We start from the raw sequence: 11,752 nt of genomic DNA, 5'->3' as shown, positions 1-11,752 counted from the left end.
AGCCAGTTCCCACCCCGCAGCGCCGCTACCTTCAGAGTTTTTCTCGATGCCGCCAACCGTATTCATCGTTTCCGACGGTACTGGAATCACTGCCGAAACCTTCGCGCACTCGATTCTTTCCCAGTTCGACCAGAAGTTCCGTCTCGTGCGCGTCCCATTCGTCGATTCGGCCGACAAGGCGTATGCGACGGTCGAAAAGATCAGCGAATCCGCCCTGCTCGACGGCCGCCGCCCGATCGTTTTCACGACGCTCGTCGACAGTGCATCGAACGCCATCGTCAAGAATTCCAACGCGCTCGTGCTCGACATCTTCCAGCAGTTCGTGGAGCCGCTCGAGCAGGAACTCGATATGAAGTCGACGCACGCTGTCGGCCGCGGCCACCAGAATGCGGACACCGAGGAATACAAGACGCGTATCGAGGCGATCAACTTCTCGCTCGCGCACGACGACGGTCAATCGAATCGCAATCTGACCGAAGCCGACGTGATCCTGATCGGCGTATCGCGAAGCGGCAAAACGCCGACAAGCCTTTATCTCGCCATGCAATACGGCGTGAAAGCGGCGAACTATCCGCTGATTCCCGAAGATTTCGAACGCGGCAAGCTGCCCGGCGCGCTCGGCGATCACCGCGACAAACTGTTCGGCCTGTCCATCGACCCGCAGCGCCTGTCCGAAATTCGCAACGAGCGGCGTCCCGGCAGCAAATACGCGGCGCTCGAAAACTGCCGCTATGAGATCAACGAAGCCGAAGCGATGATGCGGCGCGAGGGGATCAAGTGGTTGTCGTCGACGCACAAGTCGATCGAAGAAATCGCAACCACGATCCTCCAGGAAATCAAACTGGAACGGCCTGGCTATTGAAGGTGCGAATGCGACGCCGCATGGTTCAGGCAGAGCCGCTCAACGGGGCATGACGCCGAGGCTGCGGCCTCAAGCCCGCTGCTGACGGCACTGTTCGAACAGGCAAATGGCGGCGGCCGCGGCCACGTTGAGCGATTCCATCCCGCCCGGCTGAGGAATGCTCAACCGGTACGAAACGGCGACGCGCCACGCGGGTGACACGCCGGTACCCTCGTTACCGAATACCCACGCGATGGGCCCCGACAGATCGCAATCGTAAAGCGGTGAGGCCGCGTGCGAATCGGTGATCGCCACCGGCACGGCAAGACGTGGAATCAACGTCTCGGCCGCGGCATCTTCGTGGACATCGAGCAGAAAATGCGCGCCCATCGCGGAGCGCAGGACCTTGGACGACCAGGCATAGGCAGTTCCGGGCGCACAAAATACACGCTTGATGCCAGCAGCAGCCGCGCTGCGCAGAACCGAACCCACATTGCCCGCATCTTGCACACCGTCGAGCACGACGCAGGTCTCGTCGATGCGCTCCGGTAGCGCCCGCACGAGTTTCGGCACGACGAAGAGCATGCCAACGCCGTTGACGACATTCGATAGCTGCCCGAACAGTGCTTGCGGCAACAACACGACATGTGCCGGATCGACGCGCGCGACGATCTCCTGCGCTTCCGGATGATGCAATGCCTCGTCGGTGACCACGCAAGTCTCGGGTTGCCCCGCAACATCGAGGTAGGCGCTTGCGAGGTGAAAGCCTTCGAGCAGCGCATGGCCGCTTTTGCGCTGCTGGTGCGTCGAGCCGGCCAGCGCCTTCAGACGCTTATAGAGCGGATTGTCGCGCGAAGTAATGGCTTTCACGGCATCGGGGGAGGCGTGGGCGCGGCGTCCTCGCCTGGCGTTGCCGCGGGCGCGACAACGTCCACGAGCGCGAATGCCTCCTCGAGCGTCGATGGAACCACGACCTGGGCGCCGGCAGGCAGGCTGACGCGCACGCCGCGCTGCGCGTATGCCTCGCGCACCGGCGCAAACGAGCGCCGATGGTGCTCGCACGGGCCGTGCTCGGCCAGCGCGGCCAGGTGCTGCGGTGTGCTGTAGCCGACATGCGCGTTGAACCCGTACACCGGAAAACGTTCGTGCAGCTCGTGCAGCATTCGGTCGCGCGTTACCTTGGCAAGAATCGACGCCGCCGAAATCGCCGGCACGAGGGCATCGCCGCCAATGATCGCTTCGCTTCGGATCGACAGCATGGGGCAACGATTGCCGTCGATTCTGGCCAGTGTCGGCGTGATCGCCAGTCCCTCGACGGCGCGTTTCATCGCCAGCATCGTCGCGTGAAGGATATTGAGCGTATCGATTTCCTCGACGCTGGCCGAGGCCACGCAATAAGCAATCGAGCGTTCGACGATTTTCTCGTAAAGCGCTTCGCGCGTTTTCGCGTTGAGCACCTTCGAATCGTCGAGACCGCGAATACGTCGTTTCGGATTGAGGATGACGGCCGCCGCCACGACTGGACCGGCCAGCGGTCCGCGCCCCGCCTCGTCGACACCGCAGACGATATCGAGCGGCGAGCTGAAATCGAGCGCCGATTGCGGCGCGTCGCCAGCCGGTTTGCCCGCTGCCTTCGATGCTGCCGCACCACTCGCCGCGCCGGCGCGGCGCGTTGGACCGGAGGCCGTCATGTTCGTACCCTTCTCGATTCGATGACCCGCTCGACCGCCTCCGCCGCGCGCTCGGCCGTGTTGCGTTTGAGCGTCTCATGCATGCGCGTGAACACTTCGGTGAGCGTGCGCCGATTCGCTTCGTCGTGCAACTGGGTCAGCGTTGCATCCGCGAGTGCTTGCGGCGTGGCGAAATGCTGCAGGATTTCGGGGACGACGAAGCGGCCCGCGAGGATGTTGGGCAAACCGACGTACGGCAGATAACCCTGGCGGCGCATGATCTGTCCCGTCAACCATGGCACCTTGTACGAAATCACCATCGGCTTTTTCAGCAGTGCGGCTTCCAGCGTGACGGTGCCACTCTTGACGAGCACCGCGTCGGCCGCTGTCATGGCGCGCTGCGCATCGCCTGGGGTGATCGTCAGCGGCAGCCCCGGATGAGCGTCGGCGAGCGGCTGCAGTTGCGCGCGCAAGGCCGGCGTCGCGGCCGGCATGACGAAGCGCACGTCAGGCTCGCGCTCGTGCATGAGCGCCATGGCGGCAAAGAACGTCGGCCCGATCAACTCGATCTCCGAGCGTCGGGAGCCCGGCAGCACCGCAATCACCGGACCGCCCGCGGGCAGGCCCAATGCCTGACGCGCACCCGCCATGTCGGGCACGAGCGGAATCTCGTCGGCAAGCGGGTGACCCACGTAAGTGGCCGGAACACCGGCCTTCTCGAGCAGCTCGATCTCGAACGGGAAGACGCAGAGCATATGGTCGACCGACCGCGCAATCTTCTTGATGCGGCCACCGCGCCACGCCCAAATGGACGGACAGACGAAGTGAATGGTCGGAATGCCCGCTGCGCGCAACGGCTCCTCGAGCCCGAAGTTGAAGTCGGGCGCGTCCACGCCAATGAATGCGTGCGGCCGCTCTGCCAGCAGTTGATGCTTGAGGTCGCGCCGGATTCGCAAAATCTCGGGGATGTGACGTAGCGCTTCCACATAGCCGCGCACCGTCAGCTTCTCCATCGGCCAATGCGCGTCGAAGCCGTGCGCGATCATGCGCGGGCCGCCAATGCCGTAGTAGCGCGTGCCGGCCGGCAACCGGCGCACGAGGCCGCCCACGAGCGCCGCGCCGAGCAGATCGCCCGACGGCTCGCCCGCTACCATTGCCACGCGCAGCGAGTGGGTCGGGAGCACCATTTAGCGGATGATGCCGCGCTGCGACGCGTCGATGAAGGCGATCAGCTTGCGCACGTGCTCGTCTCCGTCGCCGCCCGCCGCAGCGAGTTCGCCCAGCTGGGCCTTCGCGTCCTCGAGCGACAGCCCGTTCTTGTAGAGCAGACGGTAAGCGCCGCGCAGCGCGGAGATCGCCTCGGCGGAAAAACCGCGCCGGCGCAGGCCTTCGACGTTGATACCGTGCGGCTCCGCCTTGTTGCCGGCCGCGATCACGAACGGCGGAACGTCCTGCACGAGCGCCGACGCGCCGCCGAGCATCGAATGCTCGCCGATCCGCACGAATTGATGAACGCCCGACATGCCGCCGACGATCGCCCAGTCGCCGACGATCACATGGCCGGCCATCTGCGCATTGCTCGACAGGATCGTGTTGCTGCCGACGTGGCAATCGTGCCCGATGTGCACGTACGCCATGATCCAGTTGTCGTCGCCGATCGTCGTCACGCCGCCGTCTTGCACGGTGCCGGTATGAATCGTCGTGAATTCGCGAATCGTGTTGCGCTCGCCGATGACGAGCCGCGTCGGTTCGCCCTGGTACTTCATGTCCTGGGGGCGCCCGCCGATCGAGGCGTAATGCCCGATCCGGTTGGCAGCGCCAATAGTGGTATGGCCTTCGATCACGCTATGCGAACCGATGACCGTTCCCGCGCCGATCGCGACGTTCGGGCCGACGATCGCGTACGGCCCGATTTCGACCTCGTCGGCCAGCTCTGCGCCCGATTCGATGATCGCGGTGGGATGAATCCTGCTCATGCGCCTTCGCCCTTCTTCAATACGTCAATGCGTTCACTGATCGGTATGCTTGATCGTGCACATCAGATCAGCCTCGGCTGCCGTCGCGCCATCGACCTCGGCGCGCGCTTTGAATTTCCAGATACCGCGCATGCAGCGTTCGAACGCCACGTTCAGAATCAACTGATCGCCCGGCTCGACGACGCGTTTGAAACGTGCCCCATCGATGCCGACGAAGTAATACAGCGCCGTCGCGGGATCGTGCGCCTCTTCGGTGAACGTCAGCAGCGCCGCGGTCTGCGCCAGCGCCTCGATGATCAGGACGCCCGGCATCACGGGCCGCTTCGGGAAGTGGCCGACGAAATAGGGTTCGTTGATCGACACGTTCTTCAGTGCCTTGATACTTTTGTGCGGTTCCAGCTCGAGCACCCTGTCGACGAGCAGGATCGGGTAGCGATGCGGCAGCAGCGTCAGAATCTTATGGATGTCGAGGTTGATTTTTTCAGTGCTCATGGTGTGTCTGCTCCACGCTCGGTTGCGCGGATGATAACTGCTGTGCTTCGTTCGAAGCGTTCGTGCTGCCTGCGCCCGCGGCGTCCGCCGTTCATGCGCGGCACCGCCATTCGCGCACTTCAGGCGCTCTTCATGCTCCGCTGTCGCGCGCGGCGGCAGCGGCCTCCAACGCTTTGATCCGCTCCCGCAGCTTGTCGAGATTACGCATCAACGCGGCGCTCCTGTTCCACTCGCCGTGCTCGACCGCCGGAAATGCGCTCGTGTAGATGCCCGGCTTGGGCAATGATTTCGAGACCCCCGATTTGGCCGTGACGATCACGTAGTCGCCCAGCGTCACGTGCCCCGCGACGCCAACGGCCCCGCCGATCATGCAGTGGCGTCCGATCGTGGTGCTGCCCGCGATGCCGGCACAGCCCGCGATGACCGTATAAGCGCCGATCCGGCAGTTGTGACCGATCTGCACGAGATTATCGATCTTCACGCACTCCTCGATGACCGTATCGGCCATCGCACCGCGATCGATCGTCGTGTTGGCGCCGATTTCGACGTCCGGGCCGATCGTCACGCCACCGACCTGCGGAATCTTGACCCAGGTCCCCGTCCGCGCATCGCCCTCGCCGACGAAGTCCGGCGCAAAGCCGAAACCGTCCGACCCGACGACGGCGCCCGCGTGAATGATCGCGCGCGGGCCGATCTTGCAGCCGTGATAGACGGTGACGTGCGGATAAAGGTGCGCGCCCTCGCCCACGTGCGTGCCGCGGCCGATCGTGACGTTCGCATCGAGCCGCACGCCTTCGCCAATGACGGCGCCGGCCTCGATCACCGCATGCGGGCCGATGACCGCGCTTGCCGCAACCTGCGCGCCCGGATCGACCACTGCGCTCGGATGCACGCCCGCCGCCGCCTTGGGCGCAGCCAGGTCGATGAACATCTGCGCCACGCGGGCGAAATAAGCGTAAGGATTCGGTGTGACGATGAAGTTACGCCCCTCGCGCGATCCGAGCTTCGCGAGGTCGGCCGGCGAGATCAGCACGGCGCCTGCTTGCGTCGCCTCGACTTGCGACAGATATTTGGGATTGGCTAAAAAGGCGAGCTGATCCGAGCCCGCCTGATCGAGCGGCGCGAGGCCGCCAACGCGCGTCGTCGCGTCGCCGACGATGTCGCCGCCGAAACGCTGCGCAATTTCACCGAGCGTCAATGCCATTCGCTTGCTACCCCGCGTGTTCAGTTCGCTGCGTTCGCCGCAAGTGCCTTGAGCACCTGGTCGGTGATGTCGATGCGCGGGCTCACATAGACCGCCTCTTGCACGATCAGATCGTAGTGCTGCTGCTCGGCGATCTGCTTGATGACTTTGTTCGCGCGGTCGAGCACAGCGGCCAGCTCTTCATTGCGGCGCTGATTGAGATCCTCGTTGAACTCGCGACGCTTGCGCTGAAAGTCGCTGTCGAGGTTCGACAGCTCGCGCTGCTTTTCCGCGCGCTCGACGCTCGACATCTTCGGACCGTTCTTGTCGAGCGCATCGGACATCGCCTTCAGACGCTGAGTCATATCGCGCAAGTCGCTGTCGCGCTTCGCGAATTCGGCCTCCAGCTTTTTCTGCGCCGCTTGCGCCGCGGCGGATTCGCGCAGAATGCGATCGGAGTTGACGGCCGCGATGCGGGCTTCCTGAGCACACGCCTCGCCGACGCTGGCGCCTAGCGCGACCGCCAGCGCCGTCGCGCAAATCAAGCGTTTCGAAAACGTACCGGTTAGCAAAATCTTCCTCTCGATGCTGTTTGGGGCGCGTTCGTCAGAATGCCGTCCCGATCTGGAACTGGAATTTCTGATATTTGTCGCCTTCGTGCTTCGTCACGGGGAAACCGAGGCTCAGCTTGAGCGGCCCGATCGGCGAAATCCATGCGAGACCGACACCGGCACCATACCGCAAGCCGTTCGCGCCGACACTGTTGCCGAGCTCGCCCCAGACGTTACCGCCGTCGAGGAACGTGAAGACGCGCAGCGTCCGGTCGTAGCCGGTACCCGGCAGCGGGAACGTCAACTCGATGTTGCCGACGACCATCTTCGAGCCGCCGATCGGATCTCCCGTCGTCGCATCGCGTGGGCCGAGCGAGCTCGGTTCATATCCGCGCACGGAGCCGATACCGCCCGCGTAGTAGTTCTTGAAGATCGGGAAAGGCTTGCCCGCCAGACCGCGGCCGTAACCGCCCTGCAAGTTCAGGCCAAGCACGAAGCCGCGCGCGAACGAGTAGTAATACTGCGCCTGCAGGTCGGCCTTGTAATACTGGGTCGCGCCGGCCGGCGTGCCGTACTCGGCGTTCGCCTGCGTGAAGTAGCCGCGGCTCGGCACGAGCGCGCTGTCTCGCGCGTCGCGCGACCATGCCACCGTCACGGGGATGTTGTTCGATACGCGGCCGAAGTCGGTCACGTAATCGCGGTAGCTCTTGGGCGTGTTGCTGTCGATATCGAGCCGGTTTTGCTCGAAGCCCGCGCCGAAATAGACGGTATCCACTTCCGAGAAGGGAATGCCGAACTTCAGATCGCCACCGGCCGTGATGATCCGGAAGCTCGAGCTCGTCGAGTAGTAAAGCGGCTCGGTGGTACGGTAATAGACGTCGGTGATCCGCTTGATGCCGTCGACGGTGAAGTACGGGTCCACCTGCGTCACCGTCAGCGTGCGATAGGTGCGCGCCGTGTTGACGTTGACCGCGAGGCTCGTGCCGGAACCGAAGACGTTGTCCTGCGATACGCCGGCCGACAGCACGACCTTGTCCGTCGACGAAAAACCGGCGCCGAGCGTAATCGCGCCGGTCGGCTTTTCGGTGACCTTGACGTCCACATCGACCTGATCCGCCGTCCCTTCGACAGGCACCGTCGTCACATCGACATCGGTGAAATAGCCGAGCCGGTTGACGCGATCCTTCGATAGTGCGAGACGGCTCGAATCGAACCACGAGCTTTCGAGCTGGCGCATTTCGCGGCGCACGACTTCGTCGCGCGTGCGCGTGTTACCGACGATATTGATGCGCCGGACATAGACGCGGCGGCTCGGGTCCACCTGCAGCGTCATCGCAACGGTGTGATGCTGCTGATCGATTTCGGGCTGCGCGTTGACGGTTGCGAACGCGTAACCGTATTCGCCGAGCTTGTCGACGATCGCTTTCGTCGTGGCTTGCAGCTTGTCGGCCGAGAACCGCTCGCCCGGCTTGATCTTGATGAGCTTTTGCAGCTCGGCCTGACGATCGAGCAGATTGCCGGCCAGCTTGATACTCGAAATCTTGTAGGGCTCGCCCTCGTGTACCGTCAGCGTGAGGTACATGTCTTTCTTGTCGGGCGAGATCGACACCTGCGTCGATTCGATGTTGAACTCGAGATAGCCGTGGTTCAGATAGTACTTGCGGACGTTCTCGAGGTCGGTCGTCAGCTTGTCTTTCGAATAGAGGTCGTTCTTCGTGTACCAGGAGAACCAGTTCGGTGTCGACAGCTGCATCTCGTTGCGCAGCGTGCTCGTGCTGAACGCCTTGTTGCCGATGAAATTGACCTGGCGGATCTTCGCACTTGGGCCTTCCGTCACCGAGAACAGAATCGACACGCGGTTGCGGTCGACAGGCGTCACCGTGGTCTTGATTTCGGCCGCGTAAAAACCGCGCGTCAAATACTGGCGCTTCAGTTCCTGCTCCGAGCGGTCGACGAGCGACTTGTCGTAGTAGCGCCCCTGCGAGAGGCCAACGCTCTTGAGCGCCTTGAGCAAGGCATCCTTTTCGAATTCGTGCAACCCGGAGAAGTCGATCGAAGCAATGGCCGATCGCTCGACGACATTGACGATGACCGTCTGGCCTTCCGTCGAAATCTGAACGTCGTTGAAGAACCCCGTTGCGTAGAGCGCGCGGATCGCCTCCGATGCTTTGTCGTCCGTGAACGTATCGCCTTGCTTGATCGGCAGGTAGGCGAACACCGTGGCCGGTTCGACCTGTTGCAGCCCGTTGATCTTGATGTCCTTCACCACGAAAGGCGCCGCGGCATGAGCGACGAGCCCGTGGACGGCGATGGCCGTGGCTGCGACAGTCTTAGGAACAAAGCGATGAGGTTTCAACAACGTGCTTCCCCAATGTTTTTAGCTGCATCAGTCCGCAGCGGCCTGCCGAGCGCATGCCGCGGGACGCTTTAGAAGTGGATTAAACGAGCCAGATCGTTAAAGAGCGCGATCGCCGACAACGCGACGATGCAAACGAGTCCGGCTCTTTGCAGAACAAGCTGCCAACGCTCCGATACGGCCTTGCCGGTCGCAGCTTCAACCAAATAATATAACAGATGCCCCCCGTCCAATACCGGAATTGGCAACAAGTTCAACACGCCGAGGCTGATGCTGACGAGCGAGAGAAAGGACAGGAAAGGCACCCAGCCGAGCCGCGCGCTCTTGCCGGCATAATCGGCGATCGTCACCGGCCCGGACAGATTCTTGATCGAGGCCTCGCCGATCAGCATGCGCCCGAACATGCGCAGCGAATACACGCCGATCTCCCATGTGCGCCTCGCACCGCGTGCGACGCTTTCGAGCGGGCCGTAACGCACGTGCACCGTAGCCACCTTGGTGGCGAGCGCGGCCCCGATGCGGCCCACCTCGCGCCCAGTGGCGGAGTCTTCCTGGGCAATGGGTGTGATGGCCACGGCGAGCGGGCCGCTTGCGGCGTTGGGCCGCTCCACCTTGAGCTCGATCGGATGTCCGGCGTGAGACTTCACATAAGCGATGAACGCCTCGGCGCCGTCGATGCGTCGGCCGTCGACCGTGCGTAACACATCGCCCGCTGCGAGGCCGGCCTCTTGGGCCGCGCTGCCGGGCTCCACGGCAGCCACCGAGAGCGCGCCGCCTTCGTCGAAACCCAGCTTCGACATGAAGTCGTCGTCGACGTCGCGGTCCGAGACACGGCTGAGGTCGACTTGGAAGTCATACGTGCCGTGCCCGTCGTGCGCGCGCATGACGATGCGCCGATGATCGAACGCCGCATCGAGCAGCTTCCAGCGCAAATCGGACCAGGAGCGCACAGGCTCGATGTCTGCACCGTGCACGTCGCCGATCGCGACGATCGTCTCCCCGCCTTCGAAGCCCGCATGCGCCGCTACGCTGTCGGCCGGCGGCGTGGCAAGCGTGGCCGCCGGCTCCACGACACCGGTCGCGAAAACGGCTGCGAAAAGGACGATGGCAAGCGCGAAATTGGCCAGCGGCCCGGCCAGCACGATCGCGATGCGCTTGGCAACGTGCTGGCGATTGAACGCGAAAGGCAGGTCGGCGCGGGCAATGCCCGCCCCGGGATCCCGCTCGTCGAGCATCTTCACGTAGCCGCCGAGCGGCAGCGCCGAGATGGTCCACTCGGTGCCGCTTCGTTTACCGACCCAGGTCAGCAGCGGGCGACCGAAACCGATCGAAAACCGCAACACCTTGACGCCGCACAATCGCGCGACAGCGAAATGCCCGAATTCATGAACGACGACGAGCACGCCGATCGCAACGGCGAAGGCGGCAATTTCGATCAGCAGGTTCATCTACGTCTCACTGCAACGCGCGGTTCGCCCGGTCGCGGTGAACGGCAGTGCGCCCCGCGATGGGGCGCCGCGCGATGAAATCGATGGCGGCGCGCCGCGCAGCGGCATCGGCTTCGAGCACGGTAGCGAGCTCGTCGGGGCGTTGGTTCGGCACCGCATCCAGCACGGCCGCCACCGTTTGCGCGATATCGGTGAAACCGATGCGGCGCTCGAGGAAAGCCTCGACCGCGACCTCGTTGGCCGCATTCAGCGCCGCGCTCGCAATTCCGCCCGCGCTCAGCGCCTGCATGGCGAGCGCCAGACACGGGAAACGTTCGTAGTCGGGTTTTTCGAAGCTCAGCGACGCGACCTGTACCAGATCCAGTTGAGCGACGCCCGAATCGACGCGCTCGGGATAAGCGAGCGCGTGCGCTATCGGTGTACGCATGTCCGGATTGCCGAGCTGGGCCAGCACCGATCCATCGGCGTACGAAACGAGAGAATGGATGACGCTTTGCGGGTGGATCAGCACGTCGATGCGCTCGCCGGGCAGATCGAACAGCCAATGCGCCTCGATCACTTCCAGCCCCTTGTTCATCATCGTGGCGGAATCGACGGAGATCTTGCGGCCCATGACCCAGTTCGGATGCTTGCAGGCTTCCTCGGGCGTGACATCGACGAGCGTGGCCGGTTCGCGCGTGCGAAACGGGCCGCCCGACGCCGTCAGGATGATCTTGGCGACGCCGCCGCGCGGCGATGCGTCGCGCGGCAGGCACTGGAAGATCGCGTTGTGCTCGCTATCGACGGGCAACAGCGTGGCGCCGTGGTCGCGCACGGCATCCATGAAGATTGCACCCGACATGACGAGCGCTTCCTTGTTCGCGAGCAAAATGCGCTTGCCGGCAACGGCCGCGGCCAAGCTCGGCGCCAGCCCCGCCGCGCCGACGATCGCCGCCACCACAGTGTCGCAGTCATCGCTTTTGGCCACATCGACGAGTGCCTGCGGGCCATAAGTCACCTGCGTGGCGCAGCCGGCCGCACGCAATTGCGCCTCGACTCGGGCTGCCGTGTCGGCATCGCCGACCACGGCGACCTCCGGCACAAAGCGCAGGCATTGCTCGACGAGCTTATCGCCATTGCGATGCGCACTTAAGGCATAGACCGAGAAGCGCTCCGGATGGCGAGCGACGACGTCCAGGGTGCTCTCGCCGATCGAGCCCGTGGAACCCAGCAGTGTCAAACGTTTTGTCATAAGT

Annotated in this window: 11 protein-coding genes; 1 reads left to right on the top strand and 10 read right to left on the bottom strand. The window is 63.7% G+C overall.

Going from position 1 to position 11,752, the window contains the following annotated elements; genetic code table 11:
* Window positions 1–46: 46 nt before the first annotated feature.
* Complete coding sequence (gene ppsR, locus ACR9ZC_RS15920; protein ID WP_331572811.1) at window positions 47–862, top strand: posphoenolpyruvate synthetase regulatory kinase/phosphorylase PpsR; 816 nt, start codon at window positions 47–49, stop codon at window positions 860–862.
* 69 nt (window positions 863–931) lie between these two features.
* Here ppsR and ACR9ZC_RS15915 read toward each other — a convergent pair whose 3' ends face one another.
* The 10 genes from ACR9ZC_RS15915 to ACR9ZC_RS15870 form a co-directional block, all read right to left on the bottom strand.
* Entirely contained in the window at window positions 932–1,711 is a 780-nt protein-coding gene (locus ACR9ZC_RS15915) for a TrmH family RNA methyltransferase (protein WP_481581030.1), read from the bottom strand.
* A complete protein-coding gene (gene rnhB / locus ACR9ZC_RS15910; protein ID WP_481581029.1) occupies window positions 1,708–2,532 on the bottom strand; it encodes a ribonuclease HII in 825 nt (274 codons plus the stop codon). The genes ACR9ZC_RS15915 and rnhB overlap by 4 nt, the downstream gene beginning before the upstream one ends.
* Entirely contained in the window at window positions 2,529–3,698 is a 1,170-nt protein-coding gene (gene lpxB, locus ACR9ZC_RS15905) for a lipid-A-disaccharide synthase (protein WP_481581028.1), read from the bottom strand. Before lpxB ends, rnhB begins: the two co-directional genes overlap by 4 nt.
* Window positions 3,699–4,487: an acyl-ACP--UDP-N-acetylglucosamine O-acyltransferase gene (gene lpxA / locus ACR9ZC_RS15900; RefSeq protein WP_331572803.1), complete on the bottom strand. Its 789-nt coding sequence runs from the start codon at window positions 4,485–4,487 to the stop codon at window positions 3,699–3,701.
* Window positions 4,488–4,520: 33 nt separating this feature from the next.
* Window positions 4,521–4,979 (bottom strand): 3-hydroxyacyl-ACP dehydratase FabZ, encoded by a 459-nt coding sequence (gene fabZ, locus ACR9ZC_RS15895; protein ID WP_440563773.1) that lies wholly within the window; start codon window positions 4,977–4,979, stop codon window positions 4,521–4,523.
* A 130-nt stretch (window positions 4,980–5,109) separates the two neighbouring features.
* Entirely contained in the window at window positions 5,110–6,183 is a 1,074-nt protein-coding gene (gene lpxD / locus ACR9ZC_RS15890; protein WP_481581027.1) for a UDP-3-O-(3-hydroxymyristoyl)glucosamine N-acyltransferase, read from the bottom strand.
* A 20-nt stretch (window positions 6,184–6,203) separates the two neighbouring features.
* Window positions 6,204–6,734: an OmpH/Skp family outer membrane protein gene (locus tag ACR9ZC_RS15885; protein ID WP_173259022.1), complete on the bottom strand. Its 531-nt coding sequence runs from the start codon at window positions 6,732–6,734 to the stop codon at window positions 6,204–6,206.
* Between the two features lie 34 nt (window positions 6,735–6,768).
* On the bottom strand, window positions 6,769–9,072 hold the full coding sequence (gene bamA / locus ACR9ZC_RS15880) for an outer membrane protein assembly factor BamA (protein WP_481581026.1): 2,304 nt from the start codon (window positions 9,070–9,072) through the stop codon (window positions 6,769–6,771).
* A gap of 68 nt (window positions 9,073–9,140) precedes the next feature.
* Window positions 9,141–10,517 (bottom strand): RIP metalloprotease RseP, encoded by a 1,377-nt coding sequence (gene rseP, locus ACR9ZC_RS15875; protein WP_481581025.1) that lies wholly within the window; start codon window positions 10,515–10,517, stop codon window positions 9,141–9,143.
* A 7-nt stretch (window positions 10,518–10,524) separates the two neighbouring features.
* Window positions 10,525–11,748, bottom strand: coding sequence for a 1-deoxy-D-xylulose-5-phosphate reductoisomerase (locus ACR9ZC_RS15870; protein ID WP_440563779.1), 1,224 nt, complete (start codon window positions 11,746–11,748; stop codon window positions 10,525–10,527).
* Window positions 11,749–11,752: the final 4 nt, after the last annotated feature.

The organism is Trinickia sp. HAY1-2D, from assembly GCF_056754935.1.
This window is presented reverse-complemented; position numbering and strand designations above follow the sequence as displayed.